This window comes from Streptomyces varsoviensis (assembly GCF_000718635.1).
Lineage (GTDB): Bacteria > Actinomycetota > Actinomycetes > Streptomycetales > Streptomycetaceae > Streptomyces > Streptomyces varsoviensis.
Genome location: NZ_JOBF01000016.1, coordinates 107606 through 132137, shown reverse-complemented (window position 1 = coordinate 132137; position 24532 = coordinate 107606). Strand labels below are relative to the sequence as shown.

The following is a 24532-nucleotide window of genomic DNA, read 5'->3' as shown; positions in this document are numbered from 1 at the left end:
ACCGGCGGATCTGTGGTGATCCTCAAGGCCGAGTGGCGATCGCTGGGGACCGTTCACATCTGCTTGGCGACTATTTACGTCTGGTTGGTGATGGAGGCCCGGAACCGGTAGCGGTCCCCCCGGTAGACCTGGACGGTCAGTTCGATCGGACGCGAGTCCTGGTTCGACGTCAGTTGGGTCGCGACGAGCATCGGCATGGTCTCGGCGATCTCGAACAGCTCGATCTCCCGGGGCGTCGGGTGGCGGGCCTCGACCGAATAGTCGGCGCTGCGGGGGAGCTGCGGCGGGTCGGCGGCGCGCAGGGTGGCGTAGAGCGAGGCCGTGGTGAAGTCGGTCTCGGCGAGGGCGGGGCAGGCCGCCAGCGGAAGCCGGTTGTGTTCGAGCACGACGAGCAGACCGTCGAGGAAGCGCAGCCGGTGGAGGTCGAAGAGGTCCGCGCCCGGCGCGACCCGGAGCTGCTCGGCCTCGGACAGCGTGGCCGGGCGAACGGTGGCGGAGAGCACCTTGCCGGCCGTCGTCAAGCCGTTGACCTGTGCGTAGTCGGCGAATCCCTGGACCTGCGGGGTCGCCGAGGCGGGCGTGGTCGTCGCCGCGTCGGGGAGCGGACCGAGCTCGGCGACGAACCACCCGCGCGACGAGGACGGCCGTACGATGCCCCGCGACTCCAATTGCGCGAGGGCCGCTCGCAGCGTCACGCGCGACACGGCGTACCGGTCGACCAGGGCCCGCTCGGAGGGCAGCCGGTCGCCGGGGCGGGCGGCGGCGGTGCGCAGGTCGTCGAGCAACTGCCTGGCTGTGCGCTCGTACAACGGGAGGACGTCGTCACCGAACAGGCCTTTGGGCATCGACGTGCTCGCATCTGTCATACCAGAAGCGTACCAATGCGATCGACCGCCCGGACCCTTATTCAGGGGCTCCAACCCTTTGACATGCCAGTCGAATACCGCTTACGTTCTCGAAGCAGACCACCCGATGATGAAGGAGTCGCCCGTGAGCGACCTTCCGTTTCGCCGTGTCCTGAGCGCCCGCCGGTGATCGAGGCAGCGTAGTCGCAGGTCACCGAGGTACCCGCCCGCTCACCGCCGGAGGCTGCCTCGTACTGGCTCGTACTGGCTCGTACGGGGGCGCCCCGTTCGGACATGCGCCGTCCCCGGCCCCAGCCGACCCGCTGCGAAAACCGGTAGCAGACCAGGCATCGACCAGCCTTACGGACGGTCCCTTCGTCGCGAGCGTGCGGCCCGACTTCGACGGTCCACAACGACGGACACCAGGCGGCTGCCCCAGTCGGGCACGCACGACCGAAAGAGAGTTCGACATGACGGGCATGAACCGGCGAAGCGTACTGAAGGTGGCGCTGGGGGGTGCCGGCCTGGCCGCCTTCCCCGCGGCCATGGGCGCCTCGCCCGCGGCCGCGGCACCGAACTCGGGTCCTGACCTCGTCGGAGTCGGCGACACCTCCATCACCTTGGAGTTCGACGACCGACTGCGCAGCCGGGTGGCGCTCAAGGGCGTCGACCTCACCCGCTTCGACGCCGGCGAAGCCCTGCTGGTGGGCGGCAAGGCCATCGAGGCGTTCGCCCACCGCGGGCACCGGACCCGTCCCACCTGGCACCCCCGCCACGGCGCGGGCGTCCAGGTGACGATCGAGGGCATGTCCGAGGAAGGCGTGCAGAAGACGGTCGAGCTGACCTCCTTCAAGCGCCTCACCGGCATGATCGTGATGAAGGTGACCTACACCAACAGGTCCTCCACCACGCTGAACGTCACCGGGTGGCGCAACGGAGCCCACGAACTCCTGGAGGCTCCCGGCGGCTTCTACACCTTCTCCGGCACCACGTACACGGACCGCCGCGACTGGGTGATGCCGGTCAAGGACGGCTACGTCCAGGAGAACTCGCTGGGGATGGACTCCTCCGACTACGGCGGCGGCACCCCGCTGGCGACCGTCTGGCGCCGTGGCGCGGGCCTCTCCGTCGGACATGTCGAGCCCGTGGCGACGATCCTGCGCATGCCGGTCCGCAAGACGGCCGCCGGAGCGAGCATCGCCATCCAGGACGACACCGCCCGCACCCTGAAGCCGGGCCGCCGGCTCAGCACCGACACCACGTTCCTGACCGCCCTCCCGGGCGACCACTTCGTGCCGCTCCTGCGCTACCGCGACTACATGAGCGACATCGGCCAGCGCGCCCCCAAGGTCCCCGCCTCGGCCTTCGAGCCCATCTGGTGCGCCTGGGGCTACGAGCGCGACTTCGCCACCGAGCAGGTCATCGGAGCGCTGCCGAAGGCGCACGAGGTCGGTCTGCGCTGGGCCGCGCTCGACGACGGCTGGCAGAACAACGTGGGCGACTGGGACATCGACAGGAAGAAGTTCCCGCGCGGCGAAGCGGACATGCGGGCCTTCAACAAGAAGGTGCGGGCCGCCGGTCTGCGGCCGCGCCTGTGGTGGGCCCCGCTGGCGGCGCACCCCGACAGCAACCTGTTCCGGGACCGCTCCGACATGCTGCTGCTGGATCGTGACGGCAAGAAGCAGTACGTGACCTGGTGGGACTCCTACACCCTCTGCCCGGCCTACCAGCCGACGGTGGACTACTTCGTCGAGCAGGCGAAGCGGTTCATCGGCGAATGGGGCTATGAGGGGCTCAAGATCGACGGCCAGCACCTCAACGGCGTCGCGCCCTGCTACAACCCGAAGCACCGGCACGCCCGCCCCGAGGAATCCACCGAGGCCGTGGCCACGTTCTGGAAGGCCATCCACGAGGCCGCGCACAAGGCGAACCGCGACGCCCTCGTCGAGCTCTGCCCCTGCGGCACCGCCTTCGCCTTCCACAACCTGCCCTACGTCGACCAGTACCCCAGCTCGGACCCGGAGTCCTCCTACCAGGTCCGCAGCAAGGGCAAGACGATGAAGGCGCTGATGGGCGCGGGCAGCAGCTACGCCGGCGACCACGTCGAACTGAGCGACGGCGGGAACGATTTCGCGTCCTCCTACGGCATCGGAGCCGTCCTGTCGACCAAGTTCACCATCCCCGGCACCGGAGCCCCGGACAAGGCCACCGACCTCACCCCGGAGAAGGAGGTCCTGTGGCGCAAGTGGGTGGCCCTGTACGAGAAGAACATGCTGGCCACCGGCGAGTACCGCGGTGAGCTGTACGACATCGGCTTCGACAAGCCCGAGACGCACGTCGTGGCCAAGAAGCGGACCCTCCACTACGCCTTCTACGCCGACCACTGGGATGGAAAGGTCGAACTGCGCGGCCTCGGCCGCACGCGCTACCGCCTCACCGACCCCTTCACCGGCAAGTCCCTCGGCACCGCCACCGCCCGGCACAACACCGTGAAACTGACCTTCGACCGCTTCCAACTCATCGTGGCCGAGCCGATCGGCTGATCGGCGGGGGCAGCGGGGCGGGCCGGCCGGCCTGGTCCGGGCGGCCGGTCCCGGCCGGGGCGGTCGGGGGCGGCCGCCCGGCCGGGCTCGCGCCGTGATGGGTGACGGGCGAAGGGTGACGGAGCCCGGCGGTGCGGCCGTACGGGCGGCCGGCTTGTGGTGGGGGGTGGGTCAGGCGGCGGTGAAGCCTCCGTCCGCGGGGAGTATGGCGCCGGTGACGAAGGCGGATCGCGGGGAGGCCAGGAAGCACAGGACTTCCGCGATCTCGCGGGGCTGCGCCACTCTGCCCAGGGGGTGTACGTGCGCGAAGGAGGCGAGGTAGGCGCGGCTGTCGGGGCGGAAGGTGCCGAGGAAGTCGGTCTCGACGACGCCCGCGGCGACGAGGTTCGCGCGGATGCCCAGGGGGCCGCCCTCCAGCGCCAGCACCTTGGTGAGCTGGGCGAGGGCTCCCTTCGACGCGCTGTAGGCGGCTCCTTCGGGGAGGCCGACCGTGGACGCGTACGAGCCGGTGCTGACGATGGCGCCGCCGCCGCGCCCCTCCATGGCCCGGAAGGCTTCGCGGGCGAAGAGGAAGGCGCCGCGGGCGTTGACGTCCATGACGCTGTCCCAGTCCTGCGCGGTGGTCTGCGTGACGGGCTTGTTCAGGGTGCGTCCCGCGTTGTTGACCAGGATGTCCAGTCCGCCGAACGCGTCGACGGCGGCCCCGACCGCCCGGCTGGCGGTCTCCTCCGCGGTGACGTCGCCCGTCATCGTCACCACCCCGGGCAGCTCTTCGGCCAGCAGGGCGACCTCGGGACGTGCGTCGAGGGCGACGACGCGTGCGCCGCGGGTGTGGAGGAGGGTGACGGTCTCCTTGCCGATGCCGCGTGCGGCCCCGGTGACTAGCGCCGTCTTCCCGGCGAACTCGCCGGACTCGGCGCAATCGGCGAATGCGGTGGACGCGTCGAACTCGGCGGCTTCGGTGGTGGGTGGGGGCGTGGATGTCATTGGGGTGTTCTCCGGAGGGATCGGGCGGGGTCGGGCGGGTCGTACGTGTCCCCGGATGGATGCGTGGCCGGGGGCTTTGTCAGTGGTTCAGGGATTCAACGGCTCAGTGGTTCAGCGGCTCAGTCGTTCAGCGGTTCCCGCTGTCGGGCCGGTGCCGGATGAGGAGGGTGGCGCCCAGGCCGGCGAGCACGGTGGCGACGATGACGGCGGTACCGACGGCGTACCCCGCCAGAGGGTCGCCTCCGTCCGCCCGCTGCCCGGCTTCGGCGACCGCGGTGACCAGGGCGAGGACGACGGCACCGCCGATTTGCATGAAGGTGTTGAGCAGGGCCCCCGCCAGCCCCTGGTCCCGGTCGGGCACCCCGGCCACCGCGCTCATGTTCAGAGCGGGAAACGTCGCCGCGGTGCCGATCCCGTTGACGACCATGACGGGCAGGATCACCGTGAGGAAGGAGCTGTCGGGGCCGATGCGGAAGAACAGCGCGTAGGACAGCGCGAGGAGCAGCATCCCGGCCGTGATCATCCGGTGCGCGCCGAAGCGGGCGGCGAGCCGCCCCGCCAGCGGTGCCAGCGCGCCGTTGGCGAGGCCCAGCGGGACGAAGGCGCCGGCGGTCCGCAACGGCGACCAGCCCAGCACGTTCTGCAGGTAGAGCGTGGTGAGGAACGCGAACGAGGTGTAGGCGCCCCACATGGCGAAGATCGTCAGGTTGGTGCGGGCGGTCGCGCGCCGGGTGAGGAAGGCCGGCGGGACCAGGGGCCTGCGGGCGCGCGACTCGACACGTACGAACAGGACGAGCAGACCGGCCGCGGCGAAGGCGAGGACGAGGGTACGGGCGGACAGCCAACCGTGCGACGGAGCCTGAGTGAGGGCGTAGACCAGGAGCACCAGGGCTCCGGTGGCCGTCAGAGCCCCGGGTACATCGATCTTCTCGCGCGTGCCGCCCCGCGGGTCCGCCGGGAGCAGGCGCCGCCCCGCGAGCAGCGCGACTATGGCGATGGGCACCGGGAGCGCGAAGACCAGCCGCCACGACAGTTCGGTCAGTACGCCGCCGAGCACGAGACCGCCGACGAAGCCGCAGGCGCCGGCGGTCGCGTACCAGCCGAGAGCCCGGCCGCGCCGCGGGCCTTCCGGCCAGTTGGTGGTGATCAGGGAGAGGGCCGCCGGGGCCAGGAAGCCCGCGGCGATCCCCTTCACCAGCCGCGCCGCGATCAGCAGGCCGCCGGTCGGCGCGAGCGCTCCCAGCACGCTCACCACGCCGAAGACGGCGACCGCGGCCAGGAAGGCCCGTCGCCGGCCGAACAGATCGGCCACCCGGCCGCCCAGGAGGAGGAACCCGCCGTAGCCAAGCGCGTACGCGGAGACGACCCACTGCAAGGAGCCCGAAGCCATGCCCAGGCCGTGCTGGATCGCGGGCAGGGCCACGCCCACGTCGGACAGGTCGACGGCGTCCATGAAATGGGCCGCGCACAGCACCAGCAGGGCCGCGGTGCCGGGGGAGCGGGAGACCTCCGCGACGGCCCCGGGACGTTCGGCGCCCGTGGCGGTCTCACCGATGCGCCGCATCGCTCCGCCTCCCTTCGGCGACGGGCCGGCGGCCAGGGCCCCCGGCCGCGCCGGGCTCCACGGGCGTGGGAACGAGTGCGCCGACGCGCCCCCTCATGACGGCTTCTCCGCCCGGTCCTCGCGGTAGAGCACCAGGTGTTCGTGGAAGAGCACGCCATCCCGGATGTCGCCCGTGGCCGTGAAACCGGTGTCGTCGACGTAGTCGAGATGGTCGCCGGTCACCGTGTACCGGCCGGTGTACGCGCTGCGCCGGCCTCCCCGGGCCTCGTCGTAGCGCCCGTCCGGCAAGAGCTCCTGGCGGATGTGACCGTCCGCGGTCACCCACATGCCGACCACGTCGGCGTTCTCCGGATCGCGGTCGCTCCGCGCATCGCCTGTCATCGGGATTCCCTTCCTCGGTACGGCACAGATGTCATGCCCGACCGAGTCTGCGCAGGTCAGCGCGGGTGTACCAGGGGGTTCTCCGGCTGGGTGCGGCACACCCAGGCAGCGCGCGCGGTCACTGCCTAGCCTGGAGGTATGGACGACAACCACCTCGGCGAGTTCCTGCGCGCGTGCCGCTCCCGCCTGCTGCCGGAAGACGTCAACATGGCGAGCCACGGTGTGCGCAGGGTCGCCGGACTGCGCCGCGAGGAGGTCGCCGTCCTGGCCGGCGTCAACGCCGACTACTACACCCGGCTGGAACAGGGCAGAGAACGCCACCCCTCACCACAGGTGCTGGACGCGCTCAGCCGCGCCCTGCTGCTCGACACGGACGCCCGCGACCACCTGCACCGCCTCGCGGGGGTGGCACCGGACGACCGGGGCTCCCTCCACACCACCGAGCAGGTCGGCCCCGCGCTGCGTCAACTGATGGACGGCTACCCGCACACTCCGGCGTTCGTGATGAACCGCACCCTCGACCTCCTCGCCGCCAACGCCCTGGCCGACGCGCTGTACGCCCCCTTCGCCCCCGCGGACAATCTGGCCCGCATGACCTTCCTCGACCCGGCCGGACGGCAGTTCTTCCAGGACTGGGACCGGGCCGCGCAGGCCGCCGTCGCCAACCTGCGCCAGGCGAGCGGCTTCGACCCCGAGCACCCGCGCCTGCGCCGCCTCGTGGACACGCTGACCGAACACAGCCCCGAGTTCCGGCGGCTGTGGGCGCGGCACAGCGTGCGCGGCAAGACCCGGGACGCCAAGCGGCTCCTCCACCCGGACGTCGGGCCTCTCTCCCTGACCTACCAGTCCTTCGACGTCCGCGACGCACCCGGTCAGCAACTCGTCATCTACCACGCCGAACTGGGCAGTCCCTCCGCCCAGGCCCTGGCCCTTCTCGGCTCCCTGTACGCCGACGGCGGCAGGCGGGCTCCGTCCCGTTCCGCCGGGCAGTGACCCCCGCGCTGAAACTCTGCGCCGGGGCTCTGCGTAGGGAGCACCCGTTCGCCGTTCCGGTCCCGTACGGACACGGGTACGGACACGGGTACGGGCGCGGGTACGGGCACGGGTACGGGCACGGGAAGGTCAGCCGGGGAGCCGGGTGAACTCGTTGCGCAGGTCGGTGATGAGGCCGTCGTCGGTCCGCGCGTGCTCCACGCCGGCCACGGTCATGAGCCCGCCGTCCTTGGTACGGGCCACGGCTGCCCATTCGGCGCGCAGCGTCCCGTCGTCGAGCACCGTGGTGTTCCAGTAGTGCCGGGAGTCGGCGAAGGCGGCGAGGTGGGCACGGTAGAAGGCCGCGATGGCCTCATGGCCGCGGACTGGTTCCGGGCCGAGCCGCACGGTCGCGTCAGGGGCGAACAGCGTCAGCATTTCCTCGATCGCCGACTCGTCGTGCACCGCCCGGTCCGACAGCGCGATGTACCGGTCGAGCAGGGTGTCCGTCATCTCGCTGTCCGTCATTTCGCCGAGGCTCCTGCGCCGGCGGCCCCGGACTCTACGGACTCTACGGACTCCACGGCCTTTACGGCCTTTACGGCCTTTTTCAAGAGTTCCGGATCTGCCAGCGTGCCGGGGTGGCGCAGCATGAAGGAGACGTAGTTGAAGGCCCGTGCCACGTCCGCGTCGACCAGCATGGCGCCGATGATCTGAGCCATGGCCTGGCGCTGCTGCCGCGTCTCCTCCGGCACCTCGGTGCCCCTCTCGGCGTCGAGGCGGGCGGCGTCACCTCCCGCGGACACGGCCCAGGCCGCGTCGACGACCACCTGCTGAAGGCGGAAGAACTCGGTGGCGGGCGCGTCGAGGTCGGCGCCGCTGCCGAGGTAGGAGGCCAGGCACGAGGCGTGCAGAGCGGCAGAGCTCATCCCCTGGCCGTACACCGGATTGAAGGACGCCACGGCGTCGCCCGCGCTGACCAGGCGCGCCGGCAGGCGGCCGGCCTCGGCGAAATGGCGCCGCCTGCTCTCCGCCTGGCGGTACGTCCGCACGTCACGGGTGATGGCGCCGCTGGTGGCTTCCTTGAAGATCGCGGGCAGTTCGGCGCAGCGCGCGCGGAACTCCTCGATCGTCCTGCCCGGCCGGTGGTCGCCGAACCCCGTCAGCATGACGAGCCACTGCTGCCCTTCGATCGCGTTCGCCGCCGCGATGGAGACCCCGCCCGACGGGTACCGCGGTGTGAACTGCTGTAGTACGGTCCCCGCTTCCAGCTCGGCGATCTTCTCCGTACGCTCGAAAAAGGCGGTCGCGTAGTTGACCGGGGCTTCGAGCCGTTCGAGCCGGGGCTGGTCGTAACCGTCCTGCTTGAGCCAGTTCGACAGCCTGCTGGAGCGCCCCATCGCGTCCACGACGAAGTCCGCGGCTATGACCTCCTCCGCCCGCTCCTGGTCTCCCGCGCCGGGCCCGGTGACGCGTACGCCGACGACGGCACCGTCGGCGTACCGCAGTCCGGTCGCCTGCCCGCGCAGCACCGAGACATTGGGCAGGGCGGTGACCCGCGACCGGACGAGAGCTTCCAGCAGCGGACGCCCGAGCGCGAGGAGATGGTGGTCCACGCCGTCCGGTGCCATCCGGACCCCGTCGTAGGTGACGAGTGTCTGGTCGGGACCGCAGAGGGAGGCGCCCCGCTCCTGCGCCTCCTGGGTGACGCCGGGGAGCCACCGCTCGATCCACAGCCGGCCCGCCGGCAGCAGGGTGTGCACCTGCTGGTCCTGGGGCACCCCGGAGCGCGTCCCGGTCTCCGCCGAGATGTCGTCGGGCTCGACGATCACGACTTCGCGCGCGCGATCGGAGAGCACCCGTGCCGCGAGGAGCCCCGCGATACTCCCGCCCATCACGCACGCCGTGTCGAACAGAACGGACGCGTCGTGCGGCGGCTCAGCGCCAACGAGACTCTCGAAGAGAGTCACCACGGATTCGGACACCGGATACTCCAGTTGGTGAAGGCGGTAGATGTGACCAGGCGGACCAGCGCTCAGACAGCCGGGGCCACGGCCGGGGCCGTAACCAGGACCCGAAGGACTGCCCAAGGGCCCCGAAGGTCGGCCGAAGGTCCGCCGACACCTGCTCGTCCCGGGAGAAGATCTGCTCGTACCGGGAGGAGAACGTGCTCGTGCCGGGAAGGAGAATCTGCCCGCGCCGGGGGGAGAGCAGGCGCCCCGCCATGATCACAAGGCTCGGCCGCCGGTGGCTTGTACCCATCGGCCCTGTGCGTTGTACTTCCGTGCCACCTGTGCCACCTGCGGTCCGGGGCGGTGGGGGGGCCGTACGACTCCCCATACCGCACAGCGAGTGAGCCCGGCCGGGCGGTGACCAGGCCGGACCGGTGACCAGGGCGGGGCATATCTTTTCCGGATGAGTACCGAAGGCGGCGTGTCTCCTTGGCGGATCGGGAACCCCTCCGCGCCAGTGGTCGACATCACCGTGCCGTACGCGAACGAGAACCGGAACCGTGTGCTGCACAAGGAGTGGCGGCATCAGGGGGGCGAGAGGGTGCCGGTTCCACCCATCCGGCTGCCGCGGCGCAGCGAAGGGGCGTACCGCGTTCGCATCTGCAAGCAATACATGCTCGATCTGTCCCTTGAGGACCAGTACAGCGACGCGGTCGCGGGGACCACCGGCGGTCCGGGCGGGCACCTGGAGGACCAGATCGTGACAAGTGTGACGCTCAATGGTGCGTGGCGCTTCACCGCGGGGGGCCGGCGGACCACGGCGGGGGCCGGAACGCTGTGCGCCCGCAGGAACGAGGAGCCGTGGGCGTTCGAGGTCGCCCGGGGCACGCGGGCGGTGGCCCTGACCGTTCCCGCGAGCGAGGTCCGCTTCCCGGCGAACACGCGAGCGGTCACCGCGGCACAGTCGTCGCCCGCCGCGGCGCTTCTGCTCGCCCAGCTCCGTCTCTGGACGGAACTGTCGGACGGACTCGGTGCCGCAGCCGTCGCGGCCGCCCGTAACGCGACGCTGGAACTGTTCCGAGGGCTGATGAACGACCAGGTCATCGATGACGCGGAGGTCGCGCCCGCGCTCCGCGGAGCGGCGATGGACCACATAGAGTCCCGGCTGCTCGCCGACCCCGACCTCGACCCCCGGGGGATCGCGGCGGCCCTGAACGTATCCGTCCGCACCCTCTACCGCGCCTTCGGCCAAGGGGCCGGGCCGTCGGTCATGGGTTACGTCCGCGAACGCCGTCTCGAACGCGCCAGGGCGGAGCTGGCGTCGACCCGCCTGACCGTGTCCGAGATCGCCGCCCGCTGGCACTTCGCCGACAGCAGCCATTTCATCAAGGCGTACAAGAAGCGGTTCGCCGAGACCCCCGCCGCGCGCCGGTAGCCGGCGCCGGCCTCCGCCTCCGCTAGCGCTGCCCCCCGCCGCCGCGAAGGCTAGGCGTCCGGAACCCAACTGCCGTGGAAGCCCAGCGGGACCCGGCCGGGGAGGTGGATACGGGCGAGTGGGCGGCCGCCGAAGTCCTGGGCCGAGAGGATGACCAGGTCGGTCGCGCCGCGCTCGGGGTCGTTCACGTACGACAGCACGTAACCGTCGTCCTCGTCGCGCGCCCCGCGCCGCGGTACGAACACCGGCTCGCTGACCGCCGCGCCGCCGGGGAAGCGGGTGAGCTGCCTGCTGCCGCGCAGCATGTCGTGCTTGATCAGGTAGTTGGTGAACTTCTCGTCCGGCGGTACGCCGTCGATGGTCTCGTACGCGCGCCACATCTCGGCCGCGCTCGCGGTGTAGGCGTAGCGGTGGCGGCGTGAGACGAGGGCTTCGTTGATGCGGGGGAACTCCTGGGGCCGGTCGTCCAGGCGGTCGCTCCGTACCCGGCCCGCGCGCCGATCGATGGTCCAGCGGTCCAGCGTCGGCGACCCGGTGGCACAGGGCCCGCCCATGCCGCGGCCGGCGGCGTAGAACGGCGCGGGGAACCCGATGTACTCCATCACGACCGTGTCGCCCTGGTCGTACGCGTTGAGCGTGTGCGAGTAGTACACCGGGTCGATCTCGAACCAGCGCGTGACGCCGCCGGTGCGCGGCAACAGCCCTATACGCATGGGGTGTTTGTCGTTCCATACGTACGGCACGATCGCGCCCGCCTCCGCGGCGGCAGCGTCGAAGGTGATCGGCAGGTCGACGATCACCACGTACTTCTCGGTGAGCGCGAAGTCGTGCATCATCGGCGCGTCCGCGACGGGCACCCGCGTGGTCCGCGCCACCCGGCCGGTCCGGTCGATCATGATGTGCCGCACATGGTCCCAGGTGGGGTAGTACGTGATCGCGTGCAGCTCGTCGGCCGCCGCGTCGTACTTGGTGTGCGCGGTGAACGTGCCCTTGAGCGTGGAGCGGAAGTCGTACGGGCGCACGGTGTTCAGCTCGCCGTCCAGTTCGTACGGCAGCGGCCCGCTCTCCTGCATCGCCAGGACGCGGCCCTTGTACGGGATCACGTGCGTGTTGCACGCGAAGTCGTCGGGCGGTACCGGGCCGGGGTACTTCTCGCCCAGCTTCGCCGCCACCTGCGAGGAGCGCACCCAGCGGTTGCGGTACCACTCCGCGCGCCCGCCGCGCAGCCGGACCCCGTGCACCATTCCGTCGCCGAGCATCCAGTGGTGGGCGCGGACATCCTCCAGGCCCAGGGCGTTCGGTCCGTTGCGCAGGTAGCGGCCGTCCAAGTCCCGCGGAATACGGCCGGTCACCTTGAGATCAAACGCGGTCAACTCCTCGGTGGCCGGCGCGAAGGCCCCCTCCAAAAACGGCCTCGCGCCGCTACCCCCCGATACGCCCTTCTTCCCCGACGCAGCGCTCGCCTGCGCCGCGGCCGCGAAGAACCCGGACCCGAGCCCGCTCCCGACCACACCGCCCGCCGCCGCGACCGCGGCGCCCTTGAGAATCCTCCGCCGTGTATGACTGGCCATCACGTCTCCCCGTCCTGTCACCAACACCCGCTTCATCAACCGCACTTGCGGCGACAGCAGTAACCCTCCTCCCCGGCCACCCATGAAGCAGTCGGCCCAAGCCCCGAATCGGGGGTGGTGCTGGCACCACTGAGCCGCATTCCGGTTGGCCCGAACCCCAATACGAACGCGGTGCGTTGACCTGCCGCAGCCTCAAGGCCCCGGGGCCGGGGGGCCGGTGGGCCAGAGCCGTCACACGAGCGGTGGGTTGAGGCGGGCGCCTTCCGATGCGATCGGTGCCGAGCCGGCGCGCAGGGCCGCGTCGACCGAGGCGATCAGCCGGGACCGCGAAGTTCCCCCGTCGCGCGGCCCGCCGCCGGTCGGCAGCCCGGACTTGGTCGAGATCAACACCTGGTTCCGATGCTTCTCGACGAGTCGGCCGCCGACCAGGCCGCACAGGCCGCGGCGACCGCGGCCCGCGCGGGCGTCTACGCCATCGAGTCCTGACCACCTCGCTCACCCCTGCCTCCGCCCCTGCCCCCGGCTCAGGGGAGCGTTGCCGGGAGGGCGGGGGAGCTGTTGGTCCAGGCTGTGTCGAACTGCTGCAGGGCTATGGAGTACAGGAGGCCGGGGGCGCGGGCGTACAGGCAGGGGGAGTTCCTGCCGTGGGCGGTGCTGCTGTAGAAGGTGAGGTAGGCGACCCGGTCCGTGGCGATCACGCGGCAGGTGTTGGGGAGGTTGAAGCTGCGGAGCTCGAAGTCGCGGGGTGGGCGGGCCGCCCGGGACAGGTAGGCCATGTTGGCCCGTACCTGGTTCCTCAGCAGGTCCGGGGTGTAGCCGGGGTCGAATCGGCGCACGTCGTGTGAGCGCCGGTCGAGCCACGAGTCGTCTCGCGGGCGCGGGTCGGGCAGCAGGACGTGGACGGACTCCGGGGACAGCTCTCCCGACCACAGGGGAGCGAAGACCTCGCTGGTGAGTATGTTTCCGCGTCCTGCCAGAACCTTGATCCAGCGCGCGCGGCCGAGGTCGTGGGCGATGTCCTGCTCGGCGGAGGACTGATGGCGGTAGACGCGGCTGATTCCGGTGCCGGACAGCCAGGAGCAGGCGGTGACCAGCCACCACAGGGGGCGTGAGCCGCGCAGGAGGCCGAGGACGAGCACGATCGCGCTGGCCGCCAGCGAGCTGACGATTCCTAAAAGAAATGCGGTCATACGAGCCATCTCCCTGTGATTGAGGGATCTCGATGTTCGGCTTCGCGGTCAGCAGAGGTACGGCAGAAGGCGCCGCAGAATCTGCGCGGCGTTCCTGGCCGCGCGCTCGTGGTGTCCGTGGCCCTTTTTCTCGTCGGCGTTGTCGGATACGCCGCGGATGACGATCCAACCGGGGTTGGCCGGGCCGTGGACGGAGTTCTCCTGCCAGTACTGGCTCAGGCCACCGGCTTCCATGTCCACTGCCAGTACCTTCTCGTGATAGCCGGTGAGGTAGTCACGGATATCGCTCTCGCGGTCGGCGATGACGGCCTCACCCGAGCCGATCACCCCCGGATAGACCTCGAACTCCTCCATGGCGGGCGCGGGGGGCTGAGGGCCCACGCGTGCGGGGGTTCCGTGTTCGGCGAAAAAGGCGTTCACGCCGTGGACGACCGCTGCCGGCGCCTGCCGGTGCTCCCCGCGGCGACGGACGTTCCCACGCGGATTGATCTTGCGATTCTCGTAGTAGACGACATCGGTGGAGACGATGACGTTGCCGATGCGGGCGTGCTCGTCATGGATTCCGCCTCCCACGCCGACCAGCGCCCAGAGCCGCGGATCGTAATGGCGGCGCAGGTTCTCCAAGGCGGCCATCGCGGATCGCTGCCCCTGACTCTGGGTCTGGGTGGCCACGATGCGCAGCGTCGATTCCGGCGTGGTGTGCTCACCCTGATAGAAATAGAGCCCACCAGGTTTCTTGAAGCGCTTCAAACCCAACTCGTCCACCACGGACCGCAGTTCCTCGCTGAGGATCGTGACCACGCCGACGTCCCATGTGGCAGTCGGATCGGCCGCCTCGCCGTCGGTGGCGGCGGCCGTGTCCGTGCCGTACGAGGGGGCGGTCACGGATACGCGGGCGTGTTCTCCAACGGCGTTGTTGCTGAAGTTGTTGTTGTCGCCACGGCTGGCGATTCCTCGGTTGTTCTTCACTGGCTCTCTCCGCTGCTGTGGTGGGGTCCCGCCGGCTGGCTCGCGTCAGCGCCGACCTGAGCCGCGTTGCCCACGGCGTTGTTGTTGAAGCTGTTGTTGTCACCGAAGCTGAAGATGCCGCTGTTGATGATTTTGAGCGCGCGGGAGTTGAACTCGGATATGTCCACGTCCTTGGAGTACAGGAAGTCGCCCGCGGCATGCAGCAGCCGCTGCTCGATCGTCTTCATCCGGCCCAGGATGTCGCTCTTCTCCAACTGGATTTTCGACCAGGCCTGGGCCGACTTCTCCCGGACGCTCAGTCGGCTGCCGATCAGCACATTCCGGATCGGTGTGGAGGTGAGATCGCGGGGGAGTACGGCGGCCTTGCCCACGGTGTAGAGGTAGTGGGCGATCCGCCACGAGCGGTGGATCTCGGAGGGCAGGGCGACCAGTTCACGGAGCGCGGCCCAGAGAACGGCTATGGCTCCGTGGTGGCCGAATTCCGCGGTGCGCTGGAACGACCTCGGTGTGTGGGCGAGCACGCACGCCGCCGTGGAGATGCTCAGCGTTCGCCCCTGCAGGCTGACATGCAGCAGGACGGTCGCGACGAACTCCGCCCCCTCCGCAGGGGTGATCACTTCGAGGAAGTGGTGCTGCTTGGAGCCGGGCGTATCGATGATGGCCCGCAGCTCGGCCGCGCTGAATTCCGACGGAAGGAGGGCACGGTCCACCGCCACGTCGGTTTCCGCTATGTAGACGCGGTCGCGGACCTGGGCGGGGAGCCGTACGCCCTGCTCATCGGTGTCCAGTAGCTGAACCGCCTCGCGCAGGTAATCGACCAGTTCGTGGGCTTGGAAAGGCGGTACGGGGTGCTCGAGCTCGTGAAGCGGTGTGTCTTCCTCCTCACTGGGGCGGAGCAATTGGATGCTCATCGGCGGATTCCACTGGTAGACGAGTTCGCCGGCCCCGATGAACGGTGATTCTTCCCCGAAGAGCGTGAACCTGGTGAGGTCGTCCTCGTCGTCCTCGCTGTGACGAGGGCGGCGATATACGGCACATACATGCTCCTGCTGTATGTCCGCCGCGTGCTCCCGGCGGGACAGACGTACGGGGCGCAGCCTCGGCGTACACAGAATGCGGTTGAGGATGAGCTGGCGCGACGCTCCGACGGCGAGGCACAGAAGCGCGATTCCCATGGCCACGCGGAGGGCCGAAACGGCATGGCCCGGATGGAAGAGCGCGATGGTCAGAGCGGTGAGGGTGAGGGACAGGGCGATGGCACCGAGCCGTTTGCGCGCGCGTGCCTTCTCGGCCTTCCTCCGCAGTAGGAGCAGCGTCTGCGGTAGGAGCAGGGTGGCGAGGCGGGGCGGGCGGCGCCCCAGGGCCGGTCCCAGGCCGCGGCGTTCGGACTTCCGCCTGGAGGCCGGTTCCCGTTCCATCTCCCGCTCCATTTCCCGTACCAGTGTGGTCAGGTGGAGCAGCCACAGGAGGGCGAGGCCGCAGGCGATGAGAAGGGCGGCGGGCAGCGCACCGGCGAGCGCCGGGACGACTACTGCCCCCACCACGGCCATGCGGACGGACGCGGTCAGTGCCGCGGCCCGCCACGCGTGGCGCATGACGGGAACGATGTCGAACCCGTAGGACGGGGCGACCCTCCGGTGCGGTGTGGTGCAGACCTCTTTGATCACGAGGTCTCGGAATCGTTCGTCCACGTACACGCCGGTGCATAAGTGGCGGGTGGCGGCGGTGGGTTCACCAGTCGCCTCCTTGGCCGGTGGCGCATGGGAAGTGATCATGCTCTGCCCCTGCCTGGCGCAGTTAAGGTCTATGGGACCATAAGGCTCGGCGGTGTTTAAGTCAATATGACCTTTAGGGGTTCAAGTGGATGACTGGCTCAAAGACTCCACTGAGGTGGAGGCGTCATGGGTGACCGTGGATCTGGCGATCTTCACGGTCAGGGGCGACCAGTTGATGGTGCTGTTGATCGAGCGCGGAGTGGAACCCTTCCTCGGCCGCGCGGCGCTGCCCGGCGGTTACGTCCAGAAGGACGAGACCCTGCGCGACGGAGCGCTGCGCGAACTCTGGGAAGAGGCCCAGGTCGATGGCGGCCGGCTCCACCTGGAGCAGCTCGGGGCCTATGGAGACCCTTGGCGCGACCCGAGGGGACGGGTCGTCACGATCGCCTACCTCGCGCTGGGACCGGATCTGCCCACCCCCGTGGGCGGTACGGACGCCAGGCGCGCCTACTGGGCTCCGGTATCAGAAGTAATCAACGGGGTACGAGAGCTGGCATTCGACCACCCGGCCATTCTCGCGGACGCCCTGGAGGAGGTCCGCAGAAAACTGGAGTACACCGCTGTGGCCGCGGCCTTCTGCGGGGAGACCTTCACCCTGAGCGAGCTGCGGACCGTGTACGAAGCGGTCTGGGGGCAGTACCTGGACCCGAGCAACTTCCGCCGCAAAGTACTCAAGACCGAGGGCTTCGTGCGGCCCACCGGGGAGCGGCGGCTGCCGCCCACCGGACGGCCTGCCGCCCTTTACCGCCGTGGCAGCGCGGACCTGCTCAGCCCGCCGCTGCTGCGCCGTGTCGACGAGTCGTGAGCCACGATCTGGCAGGGTCGTGAGCCACGATTCCCTGTTGAAGGAGGGAGGGGCTGACGCCGCTCCCGATCGTGTTATTCAAGTGCGGTGACGAATTCTTTGATATCGGACCGCTCGTTTGACGCGGTGCTGTGTGACCTGGACAACGTGATCCGCTTCTACGACACGAGCCGGCTGGCGGAGATGGAGCGGGCGGCGGGGCTGGCGGAGGGTACGACCGCGAAGGTGGCCTTTGAGCCCGCGACGGATCTGCCGGTGCTGCTCGGTGAGATCGGGAGGGAGGAGTGGGTCGATTCCATTGTGCTCGGGCTTTCGGGGCAGGTGCCGGGGGAACTGGCCCGGGAATTGGGGACGGCGCTGCTGAATTCGCCGTTCTCGGTGGACGAGGCGGTGGTGGCTCTGTTGCGCCGGGTGCGGGGGCGTGTGCCGCTGGTCCTGGTGACGAACGCGACGCTGGACCTGGAGGACGATCTGGTGACCATGGGGCTGGACGACCTCGCGGACCACGTCGTCAGCAGCGCCCGGGTGGGGGTGGTCAAGCCGGAGCGCGAGATCTATGAGATCGCCGCCGCGCGGGCGGGTGTTGGTATGGGGCGGTGCCTTTTCGTGGATGACCAACCGCAGAACGTAGAGGCCGCGATCGCGCTCGGCATGACCGGCGTGCACTATCGCGAATTGGCCGACCTTCGCGGGGCTTTGGGCGGCCTGCTGGGTGGTTGATTCGGCTGCCGGGGCAGCCGGGGCTGCCGGGCTGTCGGTCGTCGCTTGTCGGTTGTCGGAGGAGGGGGTGCGTGCGTCCTCGCATACGGAAATAGGTGCGCGGGCACAGGCTTGGTTGAGCGGTCGCGTTGATCGATGATCGGTCGCGGAGGGTTCCGCCCGGGGATCATGGGTGCCCATACTGCGGAAAGGGAAGCCCGAACTCCTCTTACCGTTCAGGCCGTTGCTCGATCGTTCTACAGGAGAAGCGCGTGTCCGTTGTGCAAGCTGATGTCACCACTGCCGCTCTCGCCGTCGACGGGTATCCCGGTTCGCCGAGCGTACGGGCCGGGGAGGTCCTGCGGCTGCATGTGTCGACGCGGGCTGAGCGGTTCCGGGTCGACTTCTTCCGTTGCGGGGCCGCCATTCGCCATATGGGCACGATGCACGGGATCGGCCGCTACGCGCCTCCTCGGGGGCAGGACGAGGACTGGGGGTGGCCCGGACATGACTTCGCCGTGCCACGGGATTGGCCATCCGGGGTGTATGTCGCCGTGCTGAGACCGTGCGGCGGGGACGGTTCCGGTGCCGTGGGCTCCAGCGCCGCAACTGCCAATGCCTCAGCTTCGAGCCTTTCGGTTTCGGGTGTCGATGGTTCCTCCACCGGAATTCCCTATAGCGGTGTTCCGCTCGGCGCCGAGGAACTGGACGCCCGCCACTCGCGGCTGCTCTTCGTCGTGAAGGCGCGCGAGCCGGCGCGGAGTACGAACATTCTCTACAAGGTCCCGGTCTTCACTTACCACGCGTACAACATCAGCGGCGGCGGCAGTCTGTACGGGCCGGTCGACCCCGACGATCCCGCCCCGCATACCGGCACGCCGGCCGTTTCCCTGCGGCGGCCCGGTGGGGGCATCGGGGGGCCGGTCAAGGGGCGGCCGGACCCGCATGATCCGCGGACCCCTCGGCAGACGTTCGCGCATTGGGACGCGCCCTTCATCGCCTGGCTCGAAGGCGCCGGGCTCACCGCCGACTACTGCACCGACCTCGATCTCCACGAGTCGCCCGGCATTTCCGACGGATATCGACTGCTGATATCCGTCGGCCATGACGAGTACTGGAGCGCCCGCATACGTGACAACGTCACCGCCTTCCGCGACCGGGGCGGCAACGTCGCGATATTCGGCGCGAACACCTGCTGGTGGCGGGTCGCGGTGACCGATGGCGGTACGGCCGTACGCTGTGCCAAGTATCCGCCGGGCGTGCCCCGTGGCGCCGATGTCGACCAGATGCGGGGCGCCCCCGACCACTGGTGGGAGACGGAGCCCGAGAACACCCTGACCGGCGTCAGCTACCGCAACGCGGGCGGTCATTGGGAAGGGGCCCGGGGGCCGTTGGGCTTCACCGTGCAGGGCACCGACCACAAGATATTCGCGGGCACCGGGCTGCACGACGGGGACGTGCTCGGCGCGGAGCACCGCCTGGTGGGGTACGAGTGCGACGGCGCCGCGTACGTCCGCGACGGCCTGGGGAGGGCCGTCGCGACCGGCGAGGACGGTACGCCCGCCGACTTCACCATCCTCGGCGTCGCCGACCTCCCCCAGGAGCCGGCCGCCGGCTGGCACACCGCCGCCCGCGAGGACCCCGCCCCGCGGCGCGCCGCGACCTTCGGCCTCTACACCCGGGGCGGCACGGTCTTCACCGCGGCCACCACCGACTGGCCCCGCCTCCTGCCGCTCGACGCGCGGGTACGCGCCATCACCGGCAACGTGATCACCTTGCTGTCCTGAGCACAGGGGGGCTCATCGGCGGCAGGGCGGTTCGTAGGGGAGCTGCGGAAGGTACTGCTTCCACTGCTGCCGGGTGGGGGGACCGGCGTACGCACAGATGCGTCGCGCGGCGCTGTCGGCGTCCATCGACCACAACCGCACCGTGTGGTCTGCCGAGGCGCTGGCGAGTGTCCGTCCGTCCGGGCTGAACGCGATCGACTCGACGACGTCGGTGTGGCCGGTGAGCGGGGCCCCTACCTGGTCCGTCCGGTCCGTGTCCCACAGCCGGATCGTCCTGTCGCCGCTTCCGCTGGCCAGGCGTCCGCCGCGGTCGAACGCGAGGGAATTGACGTCGTCGGCGTGGCCCGTGAGGGGTTCGCCGAGCGAGGTGGGACGGTCCGGGTCGGACACGTTCCACAGCCGTATCGACCTGTCGTTGCTGCCGGTGGCGAGCGTGCGCCCGTCCGGGCCGAACGCCACCGTGTTGACGTTGATGTCCTGGTGCCCGGCGAGGGCCCGGCCGACCGGGGCGGGCCGGGTCACGTCCCACAGCCACGCCTTCTTGTTCTGGGCCGCGCCCGCCAGCCGGCGTCCGTCCGGGCTGAACGCCACGAAGGTGACGCCGACTTCGGGTTCCGAGGTGAGGGTGCTGGGGTCGGTGGGGTGCGGCGGATCGGACACGTTCCACAGCTGTACCGTGCCGTCCTCCCGAGCGGTGGCGAGGGTGTGTCCTCTGGGGCTGAATGCGACCGACGTGACACCGGGGTTTTCGGTATCGCCGATGGCCGACCTGCCCACGCGGACGGGACGGTCCCGGCGCCGGGTCAGGTCCCACAGCCATGTCGTTCCGTCGTCGCCGACGCCGGCGAGCGTACGGCCGTCCTTGCTGAACGCGACCGCGACGATGCCGGCCGTGGGGCCGCTGAGGACGGTGGATTCGACGGGACGGTTCGGGTCCGACATGTTCCACAGCCGTATGGGGCCGCCCATGCCGGCGCTGGCGAGCGTGTGCCCGACCGGGCTGAACGCCACCGTCTTGACGGCTCCGGCATGAGAGGTCAGCACGGTGTCCGGTTGATTCCACAGCCGCACCGCCCCATCGGAGCCGGCGGTGGCCAGAGTGTGCCCGTCGCTGCGGAACGCGATGGCGTTGATGGCGTTGGTGTGGCCGGTGAGGGGCTCGCCGAGCCGAGTGGGGTGGGCCGGATCGGCCGTGTCCCACAGCCGTGCCGACTGGTCGAAACTGCCGCTGGCCAGCGTGTGTCCGTCCGGGCCGAACGCGACCGCGTTGACGGCGTTGGTGTGGCCGGCGATGGGCTCGCCGAGCTGAGTGGGGGTGGGGCGGGCTGGATCGGCCGCGTCCCACAGATAGATCTCCTTGTTGTTGCCGGTGGCCATGGTGCGCCCGTCCGGGCTGAACGCGACCGTCCGCACCTCGGGGAAGTGGCTGCTGAAGGGCTTGCCGAGTGGAGTGGGACGGGCCGGGTCCCGCACGTTCCACAGCCGCGCCGTGCCCTCGATGCTGCCGGTGGCCAGCGTGCGCCCGTCAGGGCTGAACGCCACCGCGCCGAAGCGTTCCCCACGATCGGTGATCGGCTTGCCGAATTCGGCGGGGTGTGCCGGGTCGGATACGTCCCACAGCCGCACCGTTCCGTCGAGGCCGCCGGTGGCGAGTGCGCTGCCGTCCGGGCTGAACACCACCGATCTGACGTGGCTGCTATGGCGGGTGAGCGTCGCGAGGCGGGCCGGGCGGGCGCGGTGGGACATGTCCCACAACTGCACGGTCCTGTCGACGCTGCCGGTGGCCATGGTGCGTCCGTCCGGGCTGAACGCGATCGCCCTCACCTCGTCGGAGTGACCGCTCAGCGGCGTGCCGAGGTCCGTGGGGTGTGTCGGGTCGGTCGTATCCCACAGCCGCACCGTCCCGTTGCTCCGCCCGCCGGCCAGCGTGTGTCCGTCACGACTGAACGCCACGGCCTGGACCGGGCCCGCCCTGTCCGGCAGGGCGATGGACAGCGGAGTGTTCGCGTCGGCCAGCAGGCGGGTGTACGCGTCAGGGGTGGGCTTCCGGCGGTAGGCGGTGAGGTCGAGCTGCGCCGCGAGGGACGGGTCGGTCTCGCGGAGACTGTCGGCTTCCGCCCGCAGTTGGTTGAGGATGGCGATGTTGCGCTGCCCCTCCGCGGCCATACGCTGGTCCTGCGCCGCCGAGCGCTCCACGAAGGCGTACGACGCCGCGCCCGAGGCGAGCAGGGCCAGGGCGGACAGGACGGCGATCACGACGCGCCGCACCCGCGCGGCGCGGCGCTGCTGGCGGGCGGAGGCGGCGAGGAAGAGGGTCGCGGTGGTGCTGGGGCCGTTGGCGGGCGCGGCGTCGGCCCATCGGCCGGCCGCCTCCAGTCGGCTGCCCCGGTAGAGCAGCCCGGCGTCGCGGTCCGCGCGCCGCCAGCCCGCCGCGGCGTCTTCGAGTTCCTGGCGCACGATGTTGCCGGGCCGGTCGGCGTCGATCCACTCGCGCAGCCGGGGCCAGGCGCGCAGCAGGGCCTCGTGGGTGAGGGCCACCTGGTCCGCGCCGCGCGTCAGCAGGCGGGCATCGGTGAAGGACGTGATGATCTCCGCCGCCCGGTCGGGGTCGCGGCTGTGGGCCAGCAGCGTCTCGTACGGCATCGGGCGGCGGACGTCCTCGGTCCCCTCGCCGACCTTGACGAGGCTCAGCAGCAGGCGGCGGGCGACCTGCCGGCCCGGCGGGTCGAGGCGTTCGTAGAGCTGGTCGGCGGTGTTGGCGAGGGCGTGGGCGATGCCGCCGGTGCTCTGGTAGCCGTCGACGGTGAGGACGTTGCCGTGCCGCTGCTGCCAGGTCGCCCGCAGGGCGTGGGCCAGCAGCGGCAGCCGCTCGGCCGCGTACCGGCCGCCGTCCGCGCCGGCCGCGGCGGGGCCGGTCACGGCGCTGAGGTCCCGTAACAACACCTCGACCAGGCCCGGTTCGACTTCCAGACCCACGGCGCGCGCCGGGTGGAGGATCGCCTCGCGCACCCCGGCCTCGGCCATCGGGCCGATGAACAACTGGCGGTCCTGGAGGGCGGCTTGCAGCTCCGGGTGGGCGGCGCACTGGGTGTAGAAGTCCGAGCGCAGACCGAATACGACGAGTCCGGCGGGGCCTTCGCCCGGTGCGGCCTCGGCGATGGCGGTGAGCACGTCCAGGAACCGGCGCAGCACCGGCCTGTCCACGCGCAGCGTGAAGAGCTCTTCGAGCTGGTCGACCACGATGACGCACCGGGGGGCCGGCACCTGGCCTTGGCCCCGGCCCTGCTGCCCCTGGTCCCGACCCTGACCCTGGCTCCGCCGGCGCAGCGCCGCGCGCAGCATCGCCGTGGTCTGCGCCGGCCCGAGCGCCAGGGCCAGTGCCACTTGCCGCGGCGAGGAACCGGTGATGTGCGCCAACTGCTCGGTCAGGGCCGACAGCGGGGCGGCCGTCGGGCTGAAGACGGCGCACGGCCACCGCCCCGAGCCCGGCAGCCGGCCGTCGGCGATCGCGGGCAGCAGGCCCGCCCGGAGCAGGGAGGACTTGCCCGTACCCGACGGCGCGACGAGAATCCGCGACCCGCCCTCACGCGACTGCCGGTCCAGCCGGTCCAGCAGGTCGGCGACCAGTTGGTCGCGCCCGAAGAACCAGTCGGCCTGCTCCGCCCCGAACGCCACCAGGCCGGGGTACGGGCATACGTCCCCGCCTGTGGCCGGTACGGCCCGCCGGGCGCCGCGTACACCGTCCACGAAGTGCAGGTGCAGATCCCGCTCCGTGACGGTGATGTACTGGTCCCCGACGGCCTGGTAGATACGGCTCCGCTCCGACGCGCGGGCGCGGAGGTACGGGCCCTGGTCTCGGCCCTCGTTCCGGCCCCGGTCCTGGCCCTCGGACGGGTCTTCCTCGTCCGGAGGGCCGGCGGCCGGGCTCACCGCTCGCTGATGTGCTGGTCCCGGCCCGCCTGGTACACCCGGCCGTGTCCGGTGGCGGACGCTTTCATCACCAGCGTCTCGACTCGCGCCCGTTCCGGGGCCGGAAGCGCCGGAGTGATCTCGTCGTCCAGCAGGCTCCGCAGTTCGCGGGCCAGCCGCGGGTCGGCCTCAAGGACCCGTCGCAGGCGGGCCTGCCAGTCCGAGGCCAACGCCGCCTCGCTCGCGGTGTCCCGCGCCTGCCGGGCCGCCAGGAGCTGGGGGCGGACCTGGGCCAGGGCCGCGTCCACGTCCTCGGCCTCCTCCGGCCGCACCCGTCGCCACCACGCGACGACGGCGCTACGGGCCGTCTGCCAGGAGTCCGTGGCCATGGCCCCCACCACGGCCGTACCGGCCGCCAGCACCAGCGCGTCCATCCAGGCCCCCTCAAGCAGATGCTGATGTCAACCACCGTACGCAGCAAGGCTGTTGTTCGTAAGTGCGGCGGATGAGGGACCCGGACACGGCGGTGCGCCGCGACCTGATGGTCGCGGCGCACCGACGCGAGAGGACGGACGGACAGCCGGGGTCAGCGGTTGCTGTGGTGGTGGTTGTGGTGCGGGTGGTGGTGGTTGTGGTGGGGGTGGCCCCAGTGCTTGGTGTCCACGGTGCGGTGGTGGGCGTTGCGCAGGGTGGCGGTGTCGCGGTGGTTGTCCCACGCGTAGTCGCGGCTGTTCTGGAAGACGTCCCGCGCGGTGTCGTGACCGCGGCCGGTGTGGACCTTGACGCTCTTGTGGCCGCCGAGCGTCAGATTGCGGAAGTGGTAGACCTTGTGGGTGCGGTCGCTGGTGAGGGTCCAGCCCTTGAGGTTGACCGGCTGGTTGCCGGTGTTCTTCACGGTGACCCATTCCGCGTTCAGGCTGCGGTTGGAGCGGTCGTCGTGCCCGGGGCTGTCGGCCTGTACGGCGCCCAGCACGACCGGCGAACGGTGCTTGCCCGGCGCGGGGTGGCCGGTGGCCGAGGCCGGCAGGGCCAGGGCGGCGGCCATGGCGGCCGAGCCCAGGGCGACTGTGGCGAGACGCGGTGCGAAACGGATCACGTGAACCTCCTGCGAACAGCCCTTTGTACTGGGGCTGCTGTTACCTGATGCC

Annotated in this window: 19 protein-coding genes; 6 read left to right on the top strand and 13 right to left on the bottom strand. The window is 70.6% G+C overall.

Features of this window, described 5'->3' with window-relative positions; translation table 11 throughout:
* Nucleotides 1-74: 74 nt before the first annotated feature.
* Complete coding sequence (locus IF55_RS23320) at nucleotides 75-866, bottom strand: GntR family transcriptional regulator (protein WP_030884158.1); 792 nt, start codon at nucleotides 864-866, stop codon at nucleotides 75-77.
* Between the two features lie 449 nt (nucleotides 867-1315).
* Between IF55_RS23320 and IF55_RS23315 the strand changes: the two genes are divergently transcribed.
* On the top strand, nucleotides 1316-3388 hold the full coding sequence (locus IF55_RS23315) for a glycoside hydrolase family 36 protein (RefSeq protein WP_030884155.1): 2073 nt from the start codon (nucleotides 1316-1318) through the stop codon (nucleotides 3386-3388).
* A gap of 171 nt (nucleotides 3389-3559) precedes the next feature.
* Here IF55_RS23315 and IF55_RS23310 read toward each other — a convergent pair whose 3' ends face one another.
* The 3 genes from IF55_RS23310 to IF55_RS23300 form a co-directional block, all read right to left on the bottom strand.
* Nucleotides 3560-4375 carry an SDR family NAD(P)-dependent oxidoreductase gene (locus IF55_RS23310; protein ID WP_030884152.1) on the bottom strand — a complete coding sequence of 272 codons (816 nt, stop codon included), beginning with the start codon at nucleotides 4373-4375 and terminating at the stop codon, nucleotides 3560-3562.
* A 127-nt stretch (nucleotides 4376-4502) separates the two neighbouring features.
* Nucleotides 4503-5939 carry an MFS transporter gene (locus IF55_RS23305; RefSeq protein ID WP_030884147.1) on the bottom strand — a complete coding sequence of 479 codons (1437 nt, stop codon included), beginning with the start codon at nucleotides 5937-5939 and terminating at the stop codon, nucleotides 4503-4505.
* A gap of 93 nt (nucleotides 5940-6032) precedes the next feature.
* On the bottom strand, nucleotides 6033-6320 hold the full coding sequence (locus IF55_RS23300; protein ID WP_030884144.1) for an Atu4866 domain-containing protein: 288 nt from the start codon (nucleotides 6318-6320) through the stop codon (nucleotides 6033-6035).
* Nucleotides 6321-6458: 138 nt separating this feature from the next.
* Here IF55_RS23300 and IF55_RS23295 point away from each other — a divergent pair, with 138 nt between their 5' ends.
* Nucleotides 6459-7313 (top strand): helix-turn-helix transcriptional regulator, encoded by an 855-nt coding sequence (locus IF55_RS23295; protein WP_030884142.1) that lies wholly within the window; start codon nucleotides 6459-6461, stop codon nucleotides 7311-7313.
* 129 nt (nucleotides 7314-7442) lie between these two features.
* Here the strand turns inward: IF55_RS23295 and IF55_RS23290 are convergent, their stop codons facing one another.
* Both IF55_RS23290 and IF55_RS23285 read right to left on the bottom strand, forming a co-directional pair.
* Complete coding sequence (locus tag IF55_RS23290; protein WP_245661348.1) at nucleotides 7443-7820, bottom strand: nuclear transport factor 2 family protein; 378 nt, start codon at nucleotides 7818-7820, stop codon at nucleotides 7443-7445.
* A complete protein-coding gene (locus tag IF55_RS23285) occupies nucleotides 7817-9187 on the bottom strand; it encodes an FAD-dependent oxidoreductase (RefSeq protein WP_245661347.1) in 1371 nt (456 codons plus the stop codon). The genes IF55_RS23290 and IF55_RS23285 overlap by 4 nt, the downstream gene beginning before the upstream one ends.
* 520 nt (nucleotides 9188-9707) lie before the next feature.
* On the opposite strand from IF55_RS23285, the gene IF55_RS23280 reads away from it, so the two are divergent.
* On the top strand, nucleotides 9708-10679 hold the full coding sequence (locus tag IF55_RS23280; RefSeq protein WP_030884135.1) for a helix-turn-helix transcriptional regulator: 972 nt from the start codon (nucleotides 9708-9710) through the stop codon (nucleotides 10677-10679).
* Between the two features lie 50 nt (nucleotides 10680-10729).
* Here the strand turns inward: IF55_RS23280 and IF55_RS23275 are convergent, their stop codons facing one another.
* From IF55_RS23275 to IF55_RS23260, 4 genes are all read right to left on the bottom strand, one after another.
* A complete protein-coding gene (locus tag IF55_RS23275) occupies nucleotides 10730-12250 on the bottom strand; it encodes a carotenoid oxygenase family protein (RefSeq protein WP_030884131.1) in 1521 nt (506 codons plus the stop codon).
* 524 nt (nucleotides 12251-12774) lie between these two features.
* On the bottom strand, nucleotides 12775-13440 hold the full coding sequence (locus IF55_RS23270) for a hypothetical protein (RefSeq protein ID WP_037965484.1): 666 nt from the start codon (nucleotides 13438-13440) through the stop codon (nucleotides 12775-12777).
* 48 nt (nucleotides 13441-13488) lie between these two features.
* Nucleotides 13489-14409, bottom strand: coding sequence for a 5'-methylthioadenosine/S-adenosylhomocysteine nucleosidase family protein (locus IF55_RS23265; protein ID WP_030884125.1), 921 nt, complete (start codon nucleotides 14407-14409; stop codon nucleotides 13489-13491).
* Entirely contained in the window at nucleotides 14406-16184 is a 1779-nt protein-coding gene (locus IF55_RS23260) for a hypothetical protein (protein WP_030884123.1), read from the bottom strand. Before IF55_RS23260 ends, IF55_RS23265 begins: the two co-directional genes overlap by 4 nt.
* Nucleotides 16185-16269: 85 nt before the next feature.
* Here IF55_RS23260 and IF55_RS23255 point away from each other — a divergent pair, with 85 nt between their 5' ends.
* The 3 genes from IF55_RS23255 (at nucleotide 16270) to IF55_RS23245 (ending at nucleotide 19475) form a co-directional block, all read left to right on the top strand.
* A complete protein-coding gene (locus IF55_RS23255; protein WP_030884120.1) occupies nucleotides 16270-16989 on the top strand; it encodes an NUDIX hydrolase in 720 nt (239 codons plus the stop codon).
* An 87-nt stretch (nucleotides 16990-17076) separates the two neighbouring features.
* Entirely contained in the window at nucleotides 17077-17709 is a 633-nt protein-coding gene (locus IF55_RS23250; RefSeq protein WP_030884117.1) for an HAD family hydrolase, read from the top strand.
* Between the two features lie 251 nt (nucleotides 17710-17960).
* Entirely contained in the window at nucleotides 17961-19475 is a 1515-nt protein-coding gene (locus tag IF55_RS23245) for a N,N-dimethylformamidase beta subunit family domain-containing protein (protein ID WP_063764025.1), read from the top strand.
* Nucleotides 19476-19487: 12 nt separating this feature from the next.
* Here IF55_RS23245 and IF55_RS23240 read toward each other — a convergent pair whose 3' ends face one another.
* The 3 genes from IF55_RS23240 to IF55_RS23230 all read right to left on the bottom strand — a co-directional run bounded on the left by IF55_RS23240 (nucleotide 19488) and on the right by IF55_RS23230 (nucleotide 24480).
* On the bottom strand, nucleotides 19488-23405 hold the full coding sequence (locus IF55_RS23240; protein WP_048832343.1) for an NACHT and WD repeat domain-containing protein: 3918 nt from the start codon (nucleotides 23403-23405) through the stop codon (nucleotides 19488-19490).
* Complete coding sequence (locus IF55_RS39500) at nucleotides 23402-23818, bottom strand: hypothetical protein (protein ID WP_030884106.1); 417 nt, start codon at nucleotides 23816-23818, stop codon at nucleotides 23402-23404. Before IF55_RS39500 ends, IF55_RS23240 begins: the two co-directional genes overlap by 4 nt.
* 152 nt (nucleotides 23819-23970) lie before the next feature.
* Entirely contained in the window at nucleotides 23971-24480 is a 510-nt protein-coding gene (locus tag IF55_RS23230; RefSeq protein WP_030884103.1) for a lamin tail domain-containing protein, read from the bottom strand.
* Nucleotides 24481-24532: the final 52 nt, after the last annotated feature.

What these genes read in the sequence shown, in the direction of transcription:
- IF55_RS23300 (WP_030884144.1), bottom strand. Translation starts at nt 6,320, where the DNA reads ATGACAGGCGATGCGCGGAGCGACCGCGATCCGGAGAACGCCGACGTG.
- IF55_RS23285 (WP_245661347.1), bottom strand. Translation starts at nt 9,187, where the DNA reads ATGGGCGGGAGTATCGCGGGGCTCCTCGCGGCACGGGTGCTCTCCGAT.
- IF55_RS23310 (WP_030884152.1), bottom strand. Translation starts at nt 4,375, where the DNA reads ATGACATCCACGCCCCCACCCACCACCGAAGCCGCCGAGTTCGACGCG.
- IF55_RS23295 (WP_030884142.1), top strand. Translation starts at nt 6,459, where the DNA reads ATGGACGACAACCACCTCGGCGAGTTCCTGCGCGCGTGCCGCTCCCGC.
- IF55_RS23260 (WP_030884123.1), bottom strand. Translation starts at nt 16,184, where the DNA reads ATGATCACTTCCCATGCGCCACCGGCCAAGGAGGCGACTGGTGAACCC.
- IF55_RS23315 (WP_030884155.1), top strand. Translation starts at nt 1,316, where the DNA reads ATGACGGGCATGAACCGGCGAAGCGTACTGAAGGTGGCGCTGGGGGGT.
- IF55_RS23270 (WP_037965484.1), bottom strand. Translation starts at nt 13,440, where the DNA reads ATGACCGCATTTCTTTTAGGAATCGTCAGCTCGCTGGCGGCCAGCGCG.
- IF55_RS23290 (WP_245661348.1), bottom strand. Translation starts at nt 7,820, where the DNA reads ATGACGGACAGCGAGATGACGGACACCCTGCTCGACCGGTACATCGCG.
- IF55_RS23320 (WP_030884158.1), bottom strand. Translation starts at nt 866, where the DNA reads ATGACAGATGCGAGCACGTCGATGCCCAAAGGCCTGTTCGGTGACGAC.
- IF55_RS23275 (WP_030884131.1), bottom strand. Translation starts at nt 12,250, where the DNA reads ATGGCCAGTCATACACGGCGGAGGATTCTCAAGGGCGCCGCGGTCGCG.
- IF55_RS23305 (WP_030884147.1), bottom strand. Translation starts at nt 5,939, where the DNA reads ATGCGGCGCATCGGTGAGACCGCCACGGGCGCCGAACGTCCCGGGGCC.
- IF55_RS23280 (WP_030884135.1), top strand. Translation starts at nt 9,708, where the DNA reads ATGAGTACCGAAGGCGGCGTGTCTCCTTGGCGGATCGGGAACCCCTCC.
- IF55_RS39500 (WP_030884106.1), bottom strand. Translation starts at nt 23,818, where the DNA reads ATGGACGCGCTGGTGCTGGCGGCCGGTACGGCCGTGGTGGGGGCCATG.